At 70.2% G+C, this 19,199-nt stretch carries 16 protein-coding genes; 7 read left to right on the top strand and 9 right to left on the bottom strand.

The annotated features are described in order from the left end of the window. Positions 1–46: 46 nt before the first annotated feature. Together QQM72_RS16795 and QQM72_RS16800 are read right to left on the bottom strand one after the other, a co-directional pair. Positions 47–1,369 (bottom strand): M18 family aminopeptidase, encoded by a 1,323-nt coding sequence (locus tag QQM72_RS16795; protein ID WP_314221686.1) that lies wholly within the window; start codon positions 1,367–1,369, stop codon positions 47–49. Positions 1,370–1,489: 120 nt separating this feature from the next. Then, the gene (locus QQM72_RS16800) at positions 1,490–3,331 is read right to left on the bottom strand and encodes an acyl-CoA dehydrogenase (RefSeq protein ID WP_057606236.1); all 1,842 of its coding nucleotides are present in this window, start codon (positions 3,329–3,331) and stop codon (positions 1,490–1,492) included. Between the two features lie 207 nt (positions 3,332–3,538). Between QQM72_RS16800 and QQM72_RS16805 the strand changes: the two genes are divergently transcribed. Both QQM72_RS16805 and QQM72_RS16810 read left to right on the top strand, forming a co-directional pair. After that, on the top strand, positions 3,539–4,021 hold the full coding sequence (locus tag QQM72_RS16805) for an SseB family protein (RefSeq protein ID WP_314221687.1): 483 nt from the start codon (positions 3,539–3,541) through the stop codon (positions 4,019–4,021). A 302-nt stretch (positions 4,022–4,323) separates the two neighbouring features. Further along, positions 4,324–5,295, top strand: coding sequence for a pirin family protein (locus QQM72_RS16810; RefSeq protein ID WP_314221688.1), 972 nt, complete (start codon positions 4,324–4,326; stop codon positions 5,293–5,295). 90 nt (positions 5,296–5,385) lie between these two features. On the opposite strand, the gene QQM72_RS16815 is transcribed toward QQM72_RS16810, so the two are convergent. Beyond that, positions 5,386–6,291 carry a BRO-N domain-containing protein gene (locus QQM72_RS16815; RefSeq protein ID WP_314221689.1) on the bottom strand — a complete coding sequence of 302 codons (906 nt, stop codon included), beginning with the start codon at positions 6,289–6,291 and terminating at the stop codon, positions 5,386–5,388. Between the two features lie 172 nt (positions 6,292–6,463). Between QQM72_RS16815 and QQM72_RS16820 the strand changes: the two genes are divergently transcribed. Beyond that, positions 6,464–7,516: an AI-2E family transporter gene (locus tag QQM72_RS16820; RefSeq protein ID WP_314221690.1), complete on the top strand. Its 1,053-nt coding sequence runs from the start codon at positions 6,464–6,466 to the stop codon at positions 7,514–7,516. Here the strand turns inward: QQM72_RS16820 and QQM72_RS16825 are convergent. After that, positions 7,480–9,621, bottom strand: a complete 2,142-nt coding sequence (locus QQM72_RS16825; RefSeq protein ID WP_314221691.1) for a SpoIIE family protein phosphatase — start codon at positions 9,619–9,621, stop codon at positions 7,480–7,482. The two genes, QQM72_RS16820 and QQM72_RS16825, sit on opposite strands and share 37 nt — an antisense overlap. A gap of 144 nt (positions 9,622–9,765) precedes the next feature. Here QQM72_RS16825 and aspS point away from each other — a divergent pair, with 144 nt between their 5' ends. The 3 genes from aspS to QQM72_RS16840 all read left to right on the top strand — a co-directional run bounded on the left by aspS (position 9,766) and on the right by QQM72_RS16840 (position 13,386). Continuing rightward, on the top strand, positions 9,766–11,529 hold the full coding sequence (aspS, locus tag QQM72_RS16830) for an aspartate--tRNA ligase (protein ID WP_314221692.1): 1,764 nt from the start codon (positions 9,766–9,768) through the stop codon (positions 11,527–11,529). 157 nt (positions 11,530–11,686) lie between these two features. Further along, positions 11,687–12,658, top strand: a complete 972-nt coding sequence (locus QQM72_RS16835) for an intradiol ring-cleavage dioxygenase (protein ID WP_314221693.1) — start codon at positions 11,687–11,689, stop codon at positions 12,656–12,658. 194 nt (positions 12,659–12,852) lie between these two features. Further along, positions 12,853–13,386, top strand: coding sequence for a hypothetical protein (locus QQM72_RS16840; protein WP_314221694.1), 534 nt, complete (start codon positions 12,853–12,855; stop codon positions 13,384–13,386). Positions 13,387–13,411: 25 nt separating this feature from the next. Here the strand turns inward: QQM72_RS16840 and QQM72_RS16845 are convergent, their stop codons facing one another. From QQM72_RS16845 to QQM72_RS16860, 4 genes are all read right to left on the bottom strand, one after another. After that, the gene (locus QQM72_RS16845) at positions 13,412–14,203 is read right to left on the bottom strand and encodes an ABC transporter permease (protein WP_314221695.1); all 792 of its coding nucleotides are present in this window, start codon (positions 14,201–14,203) and stop codon (positions 13,412–13,414) included. Further along, positions 14,200–15,201 (bottom strand): ATP-binding cassette domain-containing protein, encoded by a 1,002-nt coding sequence (locus tag QQM72_RS16850; protein ID WP_314221696.1) that lies wholly within the window; start codon positions 15,199–15,201, stop codon positions 14,200–14,202. The genes QQM72_RS16845 and QQM72_RS16850 overlap by 4 nt, the downstream gene beginning before the upstream one ends. A 76-nt stretch (positions 15,202–15,277) precedes the next feature. Next, a complete protein-coding gene (locus QQM72_RS16855) occupies positions 15,278–16,126 on the bottom strand; it encodes a DUF4097 family beta strand repeat-containing protein (protein WP_314221697.1) in 849 nt (282 codons plus the stop codon). Positions 16,127–16,251: 125 nt separating this feature from the next. After that, a complete protein-coding gene (locus QQM72_RS16860; RefSeq protein ID WP_314221698.1) occupies positions 16,252–16,767 on the bottom strand; it encodes a toxin-antitoxin system HicB family antitoxin in 516 nt (171 codons plus the stop codon). Between the two features lie 568 nt (positions 16,768–17,335). Here QQM72_RS16860 and QQM72_RS16865 point away from each other — a divergent pair. Continuing rightward, on the top strand, positions 17,336–18,373 hold the full coding sequence (locus QQM72_RS16865; RefSeq protein ID WP_314221699.1) for a dioxygenase family protein: 1,038 nt from the start codon (positions 17,336–17,338) through the stop codon (positions 18,371–18,373). 125 nt (positions 18,374–18,498) lie between these two features. Here QQM72_RS16865 and QQM72_RS16870 read toward each other — a convergent pair whose 3' ends face one another. Continuing rightward, entirely contained in the window at positions 18,499–19,176 is a 678-nt protein-coding gene (locus QQM72_RS16870; RefSeq protein WP_314221700.1) for a hypothetical protein, read from the bottom strand. Between the last annotated feature and the right edge of the window lie 23 nt (positions 19,177–19,199).

A 19,199-nucleotide genomic window follows, 5' to 3' on the forward strand; every position in this document is an offset into this window, starting at 1 on the left:
ATCCGGGTACCCCGGGGCCCGACTCCCATGCGCGGCGGCCGACTTGCTACCCCTCCAGGAACGCCACCAGCGCGTTGGCCAGCAGGTACGGGTCGGCGTCGCCGCACAACTCCCGCACGCTGTGCATCGACAGGATGGCCACGCCGATGTCGACCGTGCGGATGCCGTGCCGGGCCGCGGTGATCGGGCCGATGGTCGTGCCGCAGGGCATGGAGTTGTTGGAGACGAAGTTCTGGAACGGCACGCCCGCCTTCTCGCAGGCGGCGGCGAAGATCGCCCGGCCCGAACCGTCGGTCGCGTACCGGTTGTTGACGTTGACCTTGAGGATCGGGCCGCCGTTGACCCGCGGGTGATGCGTGGGGTCGTGCCGCTCCGCGTAGTTGGGGTGGACGGCGTGACCGGTGTCGGAGGACAGACAGACGGTGCCCGCGAAGGCTCTCGCCCGGTCCTCGTACGACCCTCCGCGCGCGAACACCGAACGCTCCAGCACGCTGCCCAGCAGCGGCCCGTCCGCGCCGGTGTCCGACTGCGAGCCGTTCTCCTCGTGGTCGAAGGCGGCCAGCACCGGGATGTACGGCAGTCCCTCGCCGCCGGTCGCCACGGCCGTCAGCGCGGCCGTACCTGCGTGCACGGAGAGCAGGTTGTCCATCCGGGGACCGGCCACCAGCTCCTCGTCGCGGCCCAGGTAGGCGGGCGGCTCCACGGAGTGCGCCATCAGGTCCCAGCCGGTGACCTGACCCGCGGCGAGCCCGGCCTCCTGCTCCAGGAAGGCGATCAGGTCGCCGTCGCGCACGTCGCCCGCCAGGCCCCAGACGGGCTGGAGGTGGCGCTGCTTGTCGAGCTTGAGGCCGTCGGTGTTGACCGCCCGGTCCAGGTGGATGGCGAGTTGGGGGACCCGCAGGAGCGGGCGGCCCACGTCGACCAGACGCGTCGAGCCGTCCCGCAGGGTCAGCCGGCCCGCCAGGCCCAGGTCGCGGTCCAGCCAGGAGTTGAGCAGCGGACCGCCGTAGATCTCCACGGCCACCTGGCGCCAGCCGTGCGCCCCGGTGTCGGGCAGTGGCTTGACGCGCAGGTTCGGGGAGTCGGTGTGCGCACCGATGATCCGGAACGGCGTGTGCGGCGCGGCGCCCTCGGGTACGTACCAGGCCACGATCGCGCCGCCGCGCAGCACGTACCTGCCACCGCTCCCCGTCGCGGAGGCCGCGGAGGACTCCGCGTCCCAGGCGTCCGTCTCCGAGACCTGCCGGAACCCGGCCTTCTCCAGGCGCTCGGCCGCGTTCGCCACGGCGTGGTACGGCGACGGGCTCGCCGTCAGGAACGTCATGAGGTCGTCGGTGTGGCCGCGGTCGAAGCGGGAGGGTGCGCTCATGGGGTTCACCTTAACGACGGACGAGAGCCCGCTCCCGGTGATGGGGAGCGGGCCCTCGTGAGGACAATGTGGAGTGTCGCGCGGTTGTGCGGATGCGTCCTGGAACGCGGCCTCTGCGTGCTAGAAGGCGGCCTCGTCCAGCTCCATCAGGTCGAGTTCGACGCCCGCGGCGATCTTGCGGGCCAGGGTGACGCCCGGCAGGACGTCGGCCGCGAAGAACTTCGCCGCCGCGATCTTGCCGGTGTAGAACGCCACGTCCTTCGCGGAGAGGGCCTTGGTGGCGGCCGACTCCAGCTTCTCGGCGGCGATCGCGGCGCCCTTGAGGAGCAGGTAGCCGACGATGACGTCACCGGAGGCGAGCAGCAGGCGGGTGGTGTTCAGGCCCACCTTGTAGATGTTCTTGACGTCCTGCTCGGTGGCCGCGAGGTCGGTCAGCATCAGGCCGACGATGGCCTCCAGCTCGACGGCGGCCTTGGCCAGGTGCTCGCGGGCGCCGGCCAGTTCCTCGCCGCCGGTGCCCAGCGCCAGGAACTTCTTGATGTCCTCGGCGAGGGAGTTCAGCGCGGCCCCCTGGTTGCGGACGATCTTCCGGAAGAAGAAGTCCTGTCCCTGGATCGCCGTGGTGCCCTCGTACAGGGTGTCGATCTTGGCGTCGCGGATGTACTGCTCGATCGGGTACTCCTGGAGGAACCCGGAGCCGCCGAAGGTCTGGAGCGACTGGGCGAGCTGCTCGTAGCCCTTCTCGGAGCCGTAGCCCTTGACGATCGGCAGGAGCAGGTCGTTGAGCGCGTGCTCCGTCTTCGCGTCCTCGCCGTTCGCCTCCTTCACGGCGATCGCGTCCTGGACGGAGGCCGTGTAGAGGACGAGGGCGCGCATGCCCTCCGCGTACGCCTTCTGCGTGATCAGCGAGCGGCGCACGTCGGGGTGGTGGGTGATGGTGACCTTCGGCGCGGCCTTGTCCATGAAGTTCGCCAGGTCGGGACCCTGGACGCGCTCCTTGGCGTACTCCAGGGCGTTGAGGTAGCCGGTGGAGAGCGTGGAGATCGCCTTCGTGCCGACCATCATGCGGGCGAACTCGATGATGCGGAACATCTGGCGGATGCCGTCGTGCTTGTCGCCGATCAGCCAGCCCTTGGCCGGGTGCCGGTCGCCGAACGTCATCTCGCAGGTGTTGGAGGCCTTCAGGCCCATCTTGTGCTCGACGTTGGTGGCGTAGACGCCGTTGCGCTCGCCCAGCTCACCGGTCTCGAAGTCGAAGAGCGTCTTCGGGACCATGAAGAGGGACAGGCCCTTGGTGCCGGGTCCGGCGCCCTCGGGACGGGCCAGCACGTAGTGGAGGATGTTCTCCGACATGTCGTGCTCACCGGACGTGATGAAGCGCTTCACGCCCTCGATGTGCCAGGAGCCGTCCTCCTGCTGGACCGCCTTCGTACGGCCGGCGCCCACGTCCGAGCCGGCGTCCGGCTCGGTGAGGACCATCGTGGAGCCCCACTGCCGGTCGACGGCGATCTGCGCGATCTTCTTCTGGACGTCGTTGCCCTCGTCGAAGAGGATGCCGGCGAAGGCCGGGCCGGATGAGTACATCCACACGGCCGGGTTGGCGCCGAGGATCAGCTCCGCGTACGCCCAGATCAGGGACGGCGGGGCGGTGGTGCCGCCGATCTCCTCGGGCAGGCCGAGCCGCCAGTACTCGGAGTCCATGAAGGCCTGGTAGCTCTTCTTGAAGGACGCGGGGACCGGCGCGGTGTTGGTCTCGGGGTCGAAGACCGGCGGGTTGCGGTCGGCGTCCGTGAAGGACTCCGCCAGCTCGTTCTCCGCGAGGCGGGTCAGCTCCTCGAGGATGCTTTTCGCGGTCTCGGTGTCCATCTCCCCGAACGGGCCGGTGCCGTACAGCTTGTCGCGCCCGAGCACCTCGAAGAGGTTGAACTCGATGTCGCGGAGATTCGACTTGTAGTGCCCCATGGCGACGGCTCCGTAAAGAGAGATCGGCGAGGGACTTGGATCCTCGCGCTAGTTCACGTACCAACAAGTAGCTATCGATGATGCTACCCGCCGGTAATAAGTCGCAACCCCGAACCGGCCATCTGTGACGCGTAACGCCTCCCGTGCGCCTCGGAAGGGGCCCCCGTACCGCCCCGCCCGCCGGGCGCGCTCGGTACGCTTGCGCCCATGTACGGATACGGCCAGCCCATGGACGGCGGTGCTGCACAGCAGCAGTACGCCCCGCCGCAGCAGCCGATGCCCGGCGGCCACGGCGGGTACGGTCAGCAGCCGCCGCTCTACCCGGAGCCGTCCCCGCCGTCCCTCGCGGACGCGGTGCGGGCCTTCACCACCGGTCAGCTGGCCGCGGAGGACTTCCAGCAGGTCTTCGCGACCTCCAAGGTCTACTGCCCGCGCGGTGACAACCCCGGCTTCCTCGCCCTGCACAACACCCAGCAGCCGGTGATCCCGATGTTCACCTCGCTCAAGGAGCTGCGCCGGTACGCGGGCAAGGAGTCCAAGTACTTCGTGATCACCGGCTCCGAGATGATCGACCTGCTGCCCACCGGGTACGGCTTCGTCCTGGACATGGAGGGTGAGCACCGGATGGTGTTCGACGCGAAGGCGGTCGAGCAGATGGTCGAGTTCGCGATGCGGCGGATGTACGGCTGAGGGGCTCCTCTTCCCTCTCTCCCTCTCACCCCCGTCCGCCCTTCTCGCCTCTCTCGCCTCTCGCCGTCTCCCCCTCCTTCCTCCCCTCCTTCTCCCCTTCCCTCTCCTCCTTCCGGGCTGTCCCTCGGGTGTGCGGCGGATGCCTCATGCCCTTCACAGCCATGTCATAGGGTTCCCCCGCGCCACTGCCCCTGCGCGGTCGCCGCTCCACGGGAATGTCCTGCGGGCTCCCATCGTTACGGGTAGCAGAAAGTTCAATGCTCAACTAAACTGGGACGTACGTCGCCCAAGGAGGTACGGACATGCCCGCAGTGACCGTCGAGAACCCGCTGACCCTGCCGCGCGTCACCGCATCGGCCGACGCGGTCGCACGTCCCGTGCTCACCGTCACGACCGCGCCCAGCGGTTTCGAGGGTGAGGGCTTCCCGGTGCGCCGTGCGTTCGCCGGGATCAACTACCGCCACCTCGACCCGTTCATCATGATGGACCAGATGGGCGAGGTGGAATACGCGCCGGGCGAGCCGAAGGGCACCCCCTGGCACCCGCACCGTGGCTTCGAGACCGTCACCTACATCATCGACGGGATCTTCGACCACCAGGACAGCCAGGGCGGCGGCGGCACCATCACCAACGGCGACACCCAGTGGATGACGGCCGGCTCGGGCCTTCTCCACATCGAGGCGCCGCCGGAGTCGCTGGTCATGTCCGGCGGTCTCTTCCACGGCCTCCAGCTGTGGGTGAACCTGCCGGCCAAGGACAAGATGATGGCGCCGAGGTACCAGGACATCCGCGGCGGCCACGTACAGCTCCTGGCGAGCCCGGACGGCGGCGCGCTCCTGCGTGTCATCGCGGGCGAGCTGGACGGCCACTCCGGTCCCGGCATCACCCACACCCCCATCACGATGGTCCACGCGACCCTCGCGCCGGGCGCGGAACTCACTCTTCCGTGGCGTGAGGACTTCAACGGTCTCGCGTACGTCCTGGCCGGCCGCGGTTCGGTCGGCGCCGAGCGTCGGCCGATCCACCTGGGTCAGACGGCCGTCTTCGGCGCGGGTTCCTCGCTGACGGTCCGCGCGGACGAGAAGCAGGACTCGCACACGCCCGACCTGGAGGTCGTGCTGCTCGGCGGGCAGCCGATCCGTGAGCCGATGGCCCACTACGGCCCGTTCGTGATGAACACCAGGGACGAGCTCCAGCAGGCATTCGAGGACTTCCAGAAGGGCCGGCTGGGCACGATCCCGGCGGTGCACGGGATGACGGCGGAGGGCATCTAGCCCTCCGGCCGGCCGGAAACCGCTACGGTGTGACAGGGCCCGAAGCCGCAACGTTGGTTTGCGACTTCGGGCCTGTCTCATGTCACCTCGCTACGGCAGTACGCAGATCGGGCTCCCGTCCGGTGCATGGCCTGCATGCCGCACACACCCCTGCTCGAACAGCAGCTCCAAGCAGTCGTGTACGCGCTTGTGCGACAGACCCGTGTGGGCGGTGATCTCTTCCACGCGATACCTGGCCCCGCCGTGCAGCAGCGCCGGGACCAGATAGGCGGCCACCGTGTGCACGTCCTCAGTGATGGCGAGGTTGTTCGCCCTCCACTTGGCGAGCAGTTGCTGAGGCGTCAGCTCCGGAGCCGGTGAGGGCCGGGAGCGGTCGTCGGGGCGGTTGAGAGCCGCGGCGATGTCCTGAAGGCTGTTGTTGATCTGCCGCAGCAGATCGTTTTGCTCGTCGGCGACGGCGGCCAGCTTCTCGTCCACCTGCATGTTGCGTTCTTCGAGGCGCACGATGGCGTCGACGACCTGCTCGGGCATGACGTACGCGGTGCCGCCGGCGGGGGCGGGTTGCACGGGGGCGGGTTCCAGGGAGTAGGAGCCGTCGCGCTGGAGAGTGGCGATGACACCGGCGACCCAGGTTTTGAAGGGCTGTGACTCTGGCTTGGTGCAGGAGTTGACCATGAGGACCAACCCTTGAAGGTTGACGAGTTTCATGTCTCGGCGCCACTCCCGACCTGCGGGAATGCTGAGAGTGTGCTTCAGGAGCACACTCTCGAGACTGTCCACGTTGGCTGCGTCGGCAATGTTGCGCAGAGTGGAACCGACGTGCGCGTAACCCAGGTTCTTGCACAAGTCGACAGCCGGGAACCAGTGCGTCCCGTCCGGCGTGGTGAGCCTGCGCACCCGTGCGCCGGTCGCCGCGTAGACGAAGTCACTGATCTCGATCGCGTCCTGCTGTGCCGCCGACCGGTCCGGCGGCTGTGTGTTGTTCTGCTCGTACATCGAGCATCACCTCCGCCATGAAAAATAGGCATATGCCACCGCAACTGGCCGTGCTGGCAAGGATGTTCACCCTTTAGGAGCGGACGTTCGATTCCGGGTCCGGGGCACGTGCCGTCACCCGGGCGGCCCGTCAGGTCAGGACAATCCGGCGCCTCCGTGATCCGCTGGACGCGTGCACCTGCTCCCCGTCCCCGCTCGCCGGTTCGCCGCCTGGTGCGCCGTGATTCTGCTCGCGGCGGGTGTCGGGTACGTGGGGATCCGCTTGTGCGCCGAGTTGCGTACCGCCGTCACGCCCGTGTTGCTCGCTCTGCTCGGGACCGCGCTGCTGAGGCCGCTGTACCGGAGGCTGGTGGAGGTGGGGGTGCCCCGGTCGGTGTCGGCGGGGCTGACGTGTGTCGCCGTCGTCGCCGTGGTCGGCGGGGCGGTGTACATCGTCGTCGCCGCGCTGATCGACAGCGGGGATCAGATCGTCGCCGCGCTCAGGTCGGCGGCGCGGGGTATCGCCGAGCACTTCGGGGCCGCCGGGACCTCGCTCGACGACCTCGCCTCCAACGCGAAGGAGTTGCTGACCAAGTTCGGGGGGACGGCCGCGTCCAATGTCATCAGCGGGGTGAGTGTCGTCGGCGAGAGCATCGCGATGGCCGTGCTCGCGCTGCTGCTCGTCTTCTTCTTTCTGCGCGACTCGCACCGGGCGGTCGGCGCGCTGCGTTCCGTCGCTCCACGCGGTACCGGCGACACCCTGGAGGCCATGGCCAGGCGGGCCTTCCGGGCCGTGGAGGGGTTCATGCGGGGCACGACCTTCATCGCGTTCATCGACGCCGTGTGCATCACCGTCGGACTGCTCGTCCTCGATGTGCCGGGGGCGGTCGGGCTGGGCGCCCTCGTCTTCGTCGGGGCGTACATCCCCTATCTCGGCGCCTTTCTCTCCGGGGCCGTCGCCGTGCTGGTGGCGCTGGCCGACCGGGGCTTCGTCATCGCGCTGTGGGCGCTCGGCGTGGTGCTGGCGGTGCAGGTGCTGGAGGGGCATGTGCTGCAGCCGGTGATCCAGAGCCGGACCGTGCAGATGCATCCGGCGGTGGTGATGGTGGCCATCACGGCCGGGGCGTCCGTGGCCGGGATCCTGGGCATGCTGCTCGCCGTTCCCGTGACGGCCGCCGCCTTCGGGGTGCTGCACGAACTACGGACGCGTCACGTTGCTCCCGCCGAGGGCTCGCCGAACTCGTAGAGCTCGAACCAGATGCTCTTGCCCTCACCCCGGGGAGCCACCCCCCAGGTGTCCGCGAGCAGTTCGATGAGGACCAGACCGCGGCCCGAGGACGCCAGTTCGCCGGGGCGGCGCATGTGGGGGAGGTCGTCGCCGGCGTCGGTGACCTCGATACGGAGCCTGCGTTCGCCGGGGGCGCCGGTGACCTCGGCGACGAGCAGCGCGTCCGCGTCGGTGTGGACGAGGACGTTGGTCAGCGTCTCGGAGACGAGCAGGACCGCCGAGTCGACCTGTTCCTCGCAGGTCCAGTCGTGCAGCAGCTCGCGCACTTGCTGCCGGGCCACGGCGATCCGTTCGGGCTCGGCCTGCGCGACCGTCAGCATCGACCGCCGCACGGGGTGGCGGACCGGCAGGGGACCGGTTCCCGGGCCGCAGCCGCCCTCGCCCTGGCGGCACAGGAGCAGCACGGCGATGTCGTCCTCGCGGCGGTCCGCGAAAGGGCCCGTGGTGTGGTGGGAGGAAGGGCCGTGCACCGCCTGGACCAGGGCGTCGGCCAGCTCCTCCAGATCGCCCCGGTGCGCCTCGAGGATCTTGCGGACGCGCCGCCAGCCGGTGTCGAGGTCGTGGCCGCCGGTCTCCAGCAGGCCGTCGGTGCAGAGCATCAGCGCCTCGCCGGGTTCCAGGGCGAGCCGGGTGGTGGGGTAGTCGGCGTCCGGGTCGATGCCGAGGGGCAGGCCCCCGGCGGTGGCGCGGACCAGCACGGTGCCGTCGGACATGCGGATCGTGGGGTCCAGATGTCCGGCCCGGGCGGTCTCCAGTAGCCCGGTCACCGGGTCCACCTCTATGTACAGGCAGGTGGCGAAACGCGGATCGGCCCCGGCTCCGCCGTCCGTGGCGGTGAGGCCGTGGAAGAAACCGGAGGCGCGGGAGAGGACGGCGTCGGGGCGGTGGCCCTCGGCGGCGTACGCCCGTACCGCTATGCGCAGCTGGCCCATGAGTCCCGCGGCGCGGACGTCGTGGCCCTGGACGTCGCCGATGACCAGGGCGAAGCGGCCCCTCGGCAGCGGGATCATGTCGTACCAGTCGCCGCCGACCTGAAGGCCGCCGCCGGTCGGTATGTAGCGGGCGGCGAGGGTCATGCCCGGTATCTCGGGACCGAGGGTGGGGAGCATGGAGCGCTGGAGGCCGTCGGTCAGTTCGCGCTGGGTCTCCGCCCGACCGGCGCGGGTGAGAGCCTGGGCGAGCATGCGCGCGACCGTCGTCAGCACGGACCGCTCGTCCGGGGTGAACGCCACCGGGTACGCGAAGCCGGCCATCCAGGCGCCCATCGTGCGGCCGGCCACCGTCAGCGGCAGGAACGCCCACGAGTGACGGCCGAAGTGCGCGGCCAGCGGCCAGGTGAGCGGGTAGCGCTCCTTGTACCGCTCGGGGGAGGACAGGTACACGGCCCGTCCGGTGCGTACGACCTCGGCGGCCGGATAGTCCGTATGGATGGACATATGGCTGAAAGGGTCGTCGTCGCCGGACTGGTGTCCGTGGTGGCCGATGATCGTCAGCCGTTCGCCCTCCACGCCGAAGACGGCCAGTCCGTCCGGGGTGAAGCCCGGCATGGACAGGGCCGCCGCGACTCTCAGCACCTCCTCGGTGGACCGCGCCTCCGCCAGCGCCCTGCCCGCGTCCAGCAGGAACGCCTCGCGTGAGCGCCGCCAGTCGCCGGTGACGGCGGTCCGTCCCGCGGGGGTGCCAGGCGTCGGTTCGGTCACCTCCTGGAGGGTGCCGATCAGCTCGTACGCCTTCTTGGCCGGGTCGAAGGACGGCTTGGAGCGGCTGCGCACGACCCGGACGATCCGCCCTCGGTCGTCCATGATCCGGATGCGTACCTCGGCGAGGGTGCCCTCGGCGACGGCGAGCCGGATCACCCCGGTGATCTCGTTCCAGTCGACGGGGTGGAGGCGGGCCCGGGTCTGGGCTTCGGTGAGGACGGTCTCGTCCGGGGGCAGCCCGAGCAGCCGGGCCGCCTCGGCGTCGACCGTGACCAGCCCGGTGGCGGTGTCCCAGTGCCACAGGCCGGTCGCGAGGGAGGCGAGGACCTCCCCCACGGCGGGCAACGGCTCGCCAGTGCGCATTGCCCCACTTTAGGAAGATGGGACGGAGAAGTGCCACTGATCGCCGCACCCGTATTGAGGGGAGGTGATCAGTGACTGCCCGGTACGCTGGGGGTTGTTTCACGTGAAACACGCCCCCGATCCGCGAAGACTGGATGAACGACGATGCATCGGTACAGGTCCCACACCTGCGGCGAGCTCCGCGCCTCTGACGTCGGCACCGACGTCCGGCTGAGCGGCTGGCTGCACAATCGGCGCGACCTGGGCGGCATCCTCTTCATCGATCTGCGTGATCACTACGGCATCACGCAGCTCGTCGCCCGTCCGGGCACGCCCGCCTACGAGGCCCTCGACCGGCTGACCAAGGAGTCGACGGTCCGTATCGACGGCAAGGTCGTCTCGCGCGGCTCGGAGAACGTCAACGCGGATCTGTCGACCGGCGAGATCGAGGTCGAGGTCGGCGAGGTCGAGCTGCTCGGCGCCGCCCAGCCGCTCCCCTTCACGATCAACGCCGAGGACGGGGTCAACGAGGAGCGGCGCCTGGAGTACCGCTTCCTGGACCTGCGCCGTGAGCGCATGCACCGCAACATCATGCTGCGGACGTCGGTCATCTCCGCGATGCGGCACAAGATGACGGCGCTGGGCTTCAACGAGATGGCGACGCCGATCCTGTCCGCGACCTCCCCCGAGGGCGCCCGCGACTTCGTCGTCCCGTCCCGTCTGCACGCGGGCCGGTTCTACGCCCTGCCGCAGGCCCCGCAGCAGTTCAAGCAGCTGCTGATGATCTCGGGCTTCGACCGCTACTTCCAGATCGCCCCCTGCTTCCGCGACGAGGACGCGCGCGCGGACCGCTCCCCGGGCGAGTTCTACCAGCTCGACGTCGAGATGAGCTTCGTCGAGCAGGAGGACGTCTTCCAGCCGATCGAGAAGCTCATGACGGAGCTCTTCGAGGAGTTCGGCGGCGGCCGCCACGTCACCTCGCCCTTCCCGCGCATCCCGTTCCGCGAGTCGATGCTGAAGTACGGCTCCGACAAGCCGGACCTGCGGGCTCAGCTGGAACTCGTCGACATCACCGACATCTTCGAGGGCTCGGAGTTCAAGGCCTTCGCGGGCAAGCACGTCCGCGCGCTGCCGGTGCCGGACGTCTCCGCGCAGCCCCGTAAGTTCTTCGACCAGCTCGGCGACTTCGCGGTGACGCTGGGCGCGAAGGGCCTGGCCTGGGTCCGGGTGGCCGAGGACGGCTCGCTGACCGGCCCGATCGCGAAGTTCCTGACCGAGGAGAACGTCGCCGAGCTGACCAAGCGCCTGTCGCTGGCCGCCGGCCACGCGGTGTTCTTCGGCGCGGGCGAGTACGACGAGGTCTCGAAGATCATGGGCGCGGTGCGGGTCGAGGCCGCCAAGCGTGCCGGGCACTTCGAGGAGAACGTCTTCCGCTTCTGCTGGATCGTCGACTTCCCGATGTACGAGAAGGACGAGGAGACCGGCAAGATCGACTTCTCGCACAACCCGTTCTCGATGCCGCAGGGTGGTCTGGAGGCCCTGGAGACCCAGGACCCGCTGGACATCCTGGGCTGGCAGTACGACATCGTCTGCAACGGCGTGGAGCTGTCCTCCGGCGCGATCCGGAACCACGAGCCGGAGATCATGCTCAAGGCGTTCGAGATCGCGGGCTACGACCATGAGACGGTCGAGGAGAAGTTCGCCGGCATGCTGCGCGCGTTCCGCTTCGGCGCCCCGCCGCACGGCGGTATCGCGCCGGGCGTCGACCGCATCGTGATGCTGCTGGCCGACGAGCCGAACATCCGCGAGACCATCGCCTTCCCGCTCAACGGCAACGCCCAGGACCTGATGATGGGCGCGCCGACGGAGCTGGAGGAGGCCCGGCTGAGGGAGCTGCACCTGTCGGTGCGCAAGCCGCAGCCGAAGTAGCGGCCGTCGGCGGGAGCCGACACAAGCCCGCGCAAGCGGGCGGTACGTGGAGAGTGGCCCGGAACCGACGTCGGTTCCGGGCCACTTTCGTTTTCCCCGGCAACTGACAGCCCTTCCTTATGCTCCTGACAGGTTTCGTCCCTAGCGTCCCGGCCTCATGACGGGATCCCAGAAACCACACAGCGAGCAGGACTTATCACGTCGTAAGGTCGTGGCCGTCGCCGCGGGCGGCATCGCGGCGGCGGGCCTGGGCGGCACCGCCTTCGCCGCGGGCGCCGGCGACGGGCCCGGCAGACCGGCTCGGACCGGCGCCGACCCCGACGGGGAGGTCTGCTACCGCCTGACCTCGGAGACGGTCGAGGGCCCCTACTACATCGACGCCGACAAGATCCGCCGGGACGTCACGGAGGACCGGGCGGGCATCCCGCTCCTCCTCGGCCTGAAGGTGATCGACTCGGAGACGTGCAAGCCGATCCGGGACGCGGCCGTCGACATCTGGCACTGCGATGCGGCGGGGGTGTACTCGGGTTACGAGGACCAGGGCAACGGCGGTGGCGGCGGTCCCGCTCCGACCGGGGAACCCCCGACCGGCGAACCTCCGACGGGGGCGCCCACCGGAGCGCCCCCGGGAGGCGGCCACCAGGAGCCCACGGACGACAGCCGCTATCTGCGCGGCACCTGGCGAACGGACCGGCACGGTCAGGTGACCTTCCGGACGGTCTTCCCGGGCTGGTACCGCGGCCGGTGCGTCCACATCCACGTCAAGGTGCACGTGGACGGCGAGTGGACGGACGCCGGTTACGAGGGCGGGCACACCTGCCACACCGGCCAGTTCTTCTTCGACGAGGAGTCCGTGCTCGCCTCGGCGGTGGTGGAGCCGTACGCGAGCAACACCGCGGAGCGCACGACCCTCACCGAGGACACGATCTACGACCAGAGCGGCACCCAGGGCGGTCTGCTGAAGCTGCGCTACGACAAGCGGGACATCGCGAGGGGCGTCCACGGGTCGATCACGGTCGGCGTGGACCCGGACGCGACGGAGGACGGCCAGGGCGCGCCGCCGCAGCCGAGTGCGTCGGCGTCGGCGTCCGATTCCGCCTCGGCCTCGGCCTCGGTCTCCGGCGGCTGACGGATTTCTCCGGGCCACGCCCCCCGACCTGCGCGTCGGGGGGCGTGGCTCTCTTCATGGGCCCGCGCGGCCTCCGATCCGCTCCTGGGAACCTCACCGGAGGCGCACAGGAAGCCCGAGGCGGAAGCACAGCGCCGCGTCGTCTCATAGCGGTACGCCGGCACGCGCCGACGGGCCGAGGGAGGAAGCCAGCCATGGGATCCACGGGGTTCATGTTCACGCTGTCGGTGCTGCTGATCGTCGGCGCGGTGGCGGGGGTGGTGGCCCAGCGCCGCGCGGGTCGCACCCGACGTCCGGACGGTCGGCCCGGACGTCGAGGTCGGCCCCGCGGGTCCGGCAGGTCCGGTCGGCCCGTACGTCCGGGCCGGTCCGGTGCATCGGGCCTCTCCGGACTGTCCGACCTGGACGCGGAGGCGGAGGCCAACCACTGGCTGATCCGGCTGGGCGGCGGACTCGTCCCGCCGGGCGCGCGGGCCTGGGCGGGCGCGGACGAGGCGGCGGGCCGGGCGCTGACCAGCGCGGCGGAGTGCCATCGCGCGGCGCGCGACCGGCTGTCCGCGGCCCGTACGGCGGGGGAGTACGAGGAGGTCACACGGGTGGCGAAGGAAGGGCTGGAGCATCTTCGCTCGGCACGTGCGGCGCTCGGAGAACCGGACTCGGCCGTGCTCGACGGCGAGCGCGGGACCGGGCGGGCCCGCGGCTACGGGCCCATGCCCGCACGCTGCTGACCGGTCCTTCGCCCCTCACTTCGGGCTACTTCGGGTCGCGGTCGAACAGGGACTTCGACCAGAGGTAGCCGAGCACCGCGAGTCCCAGGCACCAGGCCACGGCCAGCCAGCCGTTGTGGCCGATCTCGCTGCCTAGCAGCAGTCCGCGGAGGGTCTCGATGGCCGGGGTGAAGGGCTGGTACTCGGCGATGGGCCGGAACCAGCCCGGCATGGAGTCGACCGGGACGAAGGCGCTGGAGATGAGCGGCAGGAAGATGAGCGGCATGGCGTTGTTGCTGGCCGCCTCGGCGTTCGGGCTGGACAGGCCCATGCCGACCGCGATCCAGGTCAGCGCCGTGGCGAAGAGGACGAGCAGCCCGAAGGCCGCCAGCCACTCCAGGGGTGTGGCGTCCGTGGAGCGGAAGCCGATGGCCACTCCGACGGCCCCGGCGAGGGCCACGCTCATGACGCACTGGATCACGCTGCCGACGACGTGTCCGAAGAGCACCGACCCGCGGTGGATCGCCATGGTCCGGAAGCGGGCGATGATGCCCTCCGTCATGTCCATGGAGACGGACACGGCGGTGCCGATCGTGGTGGAGCCGATGGTCATCAGCAGCAGGCCCGGCACGAGGTAGGCGATGTACTCGGAGCGGTCGGCGCCGCCGTCGCCGATGCCCGCGCTCATCGCGTCGCCGAAGATGTAGACGAAGAGGAGCAGCAGCATGACCGGCGTGAGCAGCAGGTTCAGCGTCATCGACGGGTAGCGCCTTGCGTGCAGGAGGTTGCGGCGCAGCATCGTGGACGAGTCGCGTACGGCGAGGGAGAGGGAGCTCATCGGGCGTTCTCCTTTGGCTGGTCGGGCCGGCTGGACCGGCCCGGCACGGTGGAGGCGGTCAGGGCGAAGAAGACGTCGTCGAGGTCGGGGGTGTGCACGGTCAGTTCGTCGGCCTCGATGCCGGCCGTGTCCAGCCGGTCGAGGATGGTGCGCAGGTCGCGCTGGCTGCCGTCGCTGGGGAGCCGCAGGGCGAGTGTCTCGTCGTCGCGGGTGGCCTCGGGCAGTGCGCGGGTGGCCCTGTGGTGGGCGGCCGGGTCGGAGAAGCGGAGCCGGACGTGCCCGCCGGGGACGAGCCGCTTGAGTTCCTCGGCGCTGCCCTCGGCGGCGATCCTGCCGTCGTTCAGCACGGCGATGCGGTCGGCGAGTTCGTCGGCCTCCTCCAGGTACTGGGTGGTGAGGAAGACGGTGACGCCGTCGGAGACCAGCTCGCGGATGATCTGCCACATGTTGTGCCGGGAGCGTGGGTCGAGGCCGGTGGTCGGCTCGTCGAGGAAGATGATCCGGGGGCTGCCGACCAGGGTCATGGCGATGTCGAGTCGGCGCTTCATGCCGCCGGAGTAGGTGGCGGCGGGCTTCTTCGCGGCCTCGACCAGGTCGAAGCGCTCCAGCAGGGCGGCGGCGACGCGCCGTCCCTCGGCCCTGGACAGGTGGTGCAGGTCCGCCATGAGGAGCATGTTCTCCTCGCCGGTGATCAGCCCGTCCACGGCGGAGAACTGGCCGGTGACACCGATCGCGGCCCGCACCGCCTGCGGATCGGCCGCGAGGTCGTGCCCCGCGACCTGGGCCTGTCCGCCGTCGGCGGCGATGAGCGTGGAAAGGATCTTCACGGCGGTGGTCTTGCCGGCGCCGTTAGGCCCGAGCAACGCGAACACGGAACCCGCCGGGATGCGCAGGTCGATGCCGTCGAGGACGGTCTTGTCGCCGTACGACTTGCGCAGACCGATGGCGGAGACGGCGATCGGCGACGGGCGACCGGTGTCCCGATTAGACGTGGGCATGACAGGAGAAGGCATGGAGCCCTCCGTTCGAAGGTCTGGGGTGGTTGGGGGACGGGGCGGGTCGGGAACGCGGTGCTCAGGCCTTGGCGCGGCGGAGGTGGATGTTGCCGAACCGGGTGCGGGCGCGGATCCTCACGGTGTCCTCGGTCTTCTCCGGGGACTCGGACGCGGTGAGTGTGTTGCGCACCTGGCCGGAGCCGGAGCTGACGTCGAGCCAGGCGGCCGTGCCCTCGCGGATACCGACGTCGATGGCGCCGTAGGAGGTCTCCAACTGGACGGTCCCGCGCACCACTTCGCCCACCCTCAGGGTGCCGTGGGCGGTGGTGGCGGTGACCGAGTCCTCGGCGCGCGTGATGTCGATGTCGCCGTTGGCGCCGCTCACGCGCAGTTCGCCGGTCACGGCGCCGACCGTCGTGCTGCCGTGCGAGTTCTTCAGGTGGGCGGAGCCCTCTACGAAGCCGACGCGCATGCTGCCGGAGCTGGCGGTGATCTCGGCGGAGCCCTCGACGCGGTCCACGGTGATCGTGCCGTGCGAGGCGGTCAGCTCCAGCGGGCCCGTGGTGTCGAGGCGGACGTCGCCGGACGAGTTCTTCACACGGACCTCGCCGAGCCGGCCCTCGCCGATCACCTGGGTCCAGGCGCCGGTCGTGTCGACGCGTGAGCCCGTGGGCAGGTCGACCGTCACGTCGACGGTGCCGGTGCCGCCGAGGCCGAACAGCGTGGGCTTGGGCGTCCTGATGGTCAGTACACCGCTCGCGTAGGTGACCTCGGTCTGGGCGGCCGCCCGGGTGTCCAGGTCCTTCTCCGGGTCGCGGGGCCGCACCTCGACGACGGTGTCGGGGCGGTCGGCCGCGGTGAACTGGAGGGAACCGGCGTCCACGCGTGCGGTGACCGAGATCGGTTCGGGGGTGTCGAAAGAAGGCATGGCTGTCCCGTCCTCTTGGGTCTTCAGGGCGTCCCCGCTGGTGGGACGTGGTGTGGGTGAGGTGGTGCGGGGTGCAGTGGTGCTGGTGCTGGTGCTGGTGCAGTGGAGTGCGGGCGGGTGCGGGGCTAGCGCACCCAGCCCGTGAAGCTCTGTCCGAGGGTCTGCGTCTTCTCCGTCGTGCGCGGCGGCCGGGCGCCGCCTTCGACCGCGGCCGACACGGCACGCACCAGCCACGCGTTGACCGACAGGCCCTCGCGGGTCGCGGCCTCCTCGGCGCGGGCCTTGAGGTGGGCCGGCAGGCGCAGGTTGACGCGGGCGGTGCCGCCCTCGTCGCCCTCGGCCGGAGCCTTGAGCGGCTCGGTGGGGGCGACCGGCTCCGCGAGGGCACCGCCGTCGCCGGGCGGGAGTGTCACCACGAACTGAGGGTCGAGCCCGCGCAGCCGTACGTCGACCGAGCCGGGGGCGAGATCGCGGGTGATCTCGTCCGTGGCGGCGGAAAGCACGTGGAGCATGGTCAGCCGGGTCGCCGACTCCAGTGGAGCGGTCAGCCGCTCCGCCAGCTCGCGGGCTTCGTCACCGCCGGCTTCGGCGGCCACCGCGAGTTCGCGGCGGAGGGTGTCGACATACGGGGTGAGGTCCATGACGCCATGATGGCACCACAGTGGTGCCACATGCAAGCCGTGCGGTGGCATCTCGGGGCGATTGGCTCACGGAATCGCGCTGACCTGGGGAAATGTGATGGCGCCTGAATGGGTGACAGTGGTGCCATGTGCGCCTGGGAGCTTCTGGTGGCACCCGGTGGCACCCGGTGGCACCCGGTGGCACCTGATGGCGCCTCGCATCGCACTCCATGGCACCCCATGGCGCCCCGTGGCGCCCAGGCGGTGCCTCATGGCACCTCGTGGTGCCTCATGACGCCCAGGCGGTGCCCGGCGCCGCTCCAGGTGGCGTCGGGCATGGTCTCCGGGTGATGTCAGGCGGTGCTTCCGGGTGACGTCAGGCAGTGCTTCCAGGCAGTGTCGGACGGGGCGGAGCCGCACGCGGAGGAGCCGCACGCGGAGTCGGAGGTAAAAGTAAGGTAAGCCTCACCAATCTCCTTATCATGGGTAGGCTCAAAACAGACCCCGAGCCCGGCGCTTTTTGCCTGCCCTTGGAATTCCACAGGTCGTTCCCACGCCTCTGACAGGCCCGCCTCCTAGCTTCGCGGCCATGACGGGAAACTCAGGAAACTCAGAAAACACAGGCGGTGCGGAGAATGACCGGCAAGGCCCCAGGCACAAGCGGGATCTGACCCGACGCAAGGTGGTCGTCGCCGGTGCGGGCGCGGCCGTCGCCGTCGGGGCGGGCGGGGCGCTCGCCGCGGGCGCCTTCGCCGGGGAGAAGAGCGGGGCCGAGACCAAGGCCGCCGCTTCCGCGAGTGCCGGTGAGGTCTGCTACAAACTCACCTCCGAGACCACCGAAGGCCCGTACTACATCGACGCGGACAAGCTCCGCCAGGACATCACCGAGGACAAGGAGGGCATCCCGCTCACCCTCGCCCTCAAGGTGATCGACTCCGAGACCTGCAAGCCCCTCGCGAACGCCGCCGTCGACGTCTGGCACTGCGACGCCCTCGGCATCTACTCCGGTTACGAGAGCCTCTCCACCGGTGGAGGCGGCGGCGCCCCCACCGACGCGCCCTCCGGCACCCCGACCGGTACGCCGACCGACGTGCCGACCGGTACCCCGACCGGCGAGCCGCCGTCCGGCGGTGGCGGTGGCGGCGGGCACGAGGAGCCCACCGACGACGAGCGCTATCTGCGGGGGACCTGGAAGACCGACAGGCAGGGACGCGTCACCTTCAAGACGGTCTTCCCGGGCTGGTACCGCGGCCGCACGGTCCACATCCACACCAAGGTGCACGTCAACGGCGAGTGGACCGACGCCGGTTACGAGGGCGGCAACACCTGCCACACGGGCCAGTTCTTCTTCGACGAGGAGTCCGTGCTCGCCTCGGCCGAGGTGGAGCCGTACTCCACCAGCACCACCGAGCGCACCACGCTCACCGAGGACACGATCTACGACCAGAGCGGCGTCCAGGGCGGTCTGCTCAAGCTGAAGTACGACAAGAAGAACATCGCCAAGGGTGTCGTGGGCTCGATCACGATGGGTGTCGAACCCGACGCCACCCACGAGGGCACCGACGACGCGGTCCAGCCGGGCGCGTCCGAGACGGCGTCGGCCGAGGCGTCGGCCTCTTCCAGCTGATCCCGGCGGCGGGGGCGTCCCGTCCGCCCGTCCGTTCCGTTCCGTTCACCGTGCGTCCCGTTCACCGTGCGTCCCGTTCACCATGCGTCCCGTTCACAGTGCGGGCCGTTCACCGGGCGTCCCGGTCACTCGTCCGGTGACGCCCCCTCCTCCAGCAGCCGCTCCGCGATGTCCGTCGACCAGCTCTGGGCCCACGCACGCAGGTCCGTGAGCTGGTCCTCGGTCAGGCCGTACGCCGTGAACGCGGCGTCCGGGTAGTGGTCCGTGCCCGTCAGCCGGGTCTGGAGGGTGGGCAGGTCGAAGTCGTCCCGGGCGTGGCGGCGGGCCAGTTCCTCCAGGTCGGGGTGGGTGAAGCGGGCCGACGCGGCCCTCGCGTCGATCAGGTCGACGGCCAGACCACGGTCGTAGAGCGCCCGGACCTTCGTGCCCACCGCGTCGGGGAGGGCGAGCGTCGGACCGTACGGGGTCGGGACGGGCGGGCTCCAGAAGGTCTCCTTGTGCAGGGCCAACCGGAGGACCGTGTCCGTGGCGCGGTCCAGCACGGCCAGGTGTGCGGACAGCGGGTCCGTGTCCCGGACGGTCGCCTCGTGGCCGCCCCGTGAGGTGAGCGCCGCGCCCAGCGCCTCGGCGAGCCGGGGCATCGGCTCCGCGCTCTCGGTCGCCAAGTCCACGTTCGCGTGCGGGCGTTGAAGCAGCTCGTGCGCCTGGAGCGCGTAGCCGCCGGCCAGGGCCCAGGGAGCACCGGCGGCGGCCGCGTCGAAGACCTCGGCGAGGAGCCTGAGGTGGGGTTCGAGAAGGTCCACCGGGTAGTCGTATCAGGTGCGGT

Source organism: Streptomyces zaehneri (genome assembly GCF_032248645.1).
Taxonomy (GTDB): domain Bacteria; phylum Actinomycetota; class Actinomycetes; order Streptomycetales; family Streptomycetaceae; genus Streptomyces; species Streptomyces coriariae.

What these genes read in the sequence shown, in the direction of transcription:
- QQM72_RS16795 (WP_314221686.1), bottom strand. Translation starts at nt 1,369, where the DNA reads ATGAGCGCACCCTCCCGCTTCGACCGCGGCCACACCGACGACCTCATG.
- QQM72_RS16800 (WP_057606236.1), bottom strand. Translation starts at nt 3,331, where the DNA reads ATGGGGCACTACAAGTCGAATCTCCGCGACATCGAGTTCAACCTCTTC.
- QQM72_RS16805 (WP_314221687.1), top strand. Translation starts at nt 3,539, where the DNA reads ATGTACGGATACGGCCAGCCCATGGACGGCGGTGCTGCACAGCAGCAG.
- QQM72_RS16810 (WP_314221688.1), top strand. Translation starts at nt 4,324, where the DNA reads ATGCCCGCAGTGACCGTCGAGAACCCGCTGACCCTGCCGCGCGTCACC.
- QQM72_RS16815 (WP_314221689.1), bottom strand. Translation starts at nt 6,291, where the DNA reads ATGTACGAGCAGAACAACACACAGCCGCCGGACCGGTCGGCGGCACAG.
- QQM72_RS16825 (WP_314221691.1), bottom strand. Translation starts at nt 9,621, where the DNA reads ATGCGCACTGGCGAGCCGTTGCCCGCCGTGGGGGAGGTCCTCGCCTCC.
- aspS (WP_314221692.1), top strand. Translation starts at nt 9,766, where the DNA reads ATGCATCGGTACAGGTCCCACACCTGCGGCGAGCTCCGCGCCTCTGAC.
- QQM72_RS16835 (WP_314221693.1), top strand. Translation starts at nt 11,687, where the DNA reads ATGACGGGATCCCAGAAACCACACAGCGAGCAGGACTTATCACGTCGT.
- QQM72_RS16840 (WP_314221694.1), top strand. Translation starts at nt 12,853, where the DNA reads ATGGGATCCACGGGGTTCATGTTCACGCTGTCGGTGCTGCTGATCGTC.
- QQM72_RS16845 (WP_314221695.1), bottom strand. Translation starts at nt 14,203, where the DNA reads ATGAGCTCCCTCTCCCTCGCCGTACGCGACTCGTCCACGATGCTGCGC.
- QQM72_RS16850 (WP_314221696.1), bottom strand. Translation starts at nt 15,201, where the DNA reads ATGCCCACGTCTAATCGGGACACCGGTCGCCCGTCGCCGATCGCCGTC.
- QQM72_RS16855 (WP_314221697.1), bottom strand. Translation starts at nt 16,126, where the DNA reads ATGCCTTCTTTCGACACCCCCGAACCGATCTCGGTCACCGCACGCGTG.
- QQM72_RS16860 (WP_314221698.1), bottom strand. Translation starts at nt 16,767, where the DNA reads ATGGACCTCACCCCGTATGTCGACACCCTCCGCCGCGAACTCGCGGTG.
- QQM72_RS16865 (WP_314221699.1), top strand. Translation starts at nt 17,336, where the DNA reads ATGACGGGAAACTCAGGAAACTCAGAAAACACAGGCGGTGCGGAGAAT.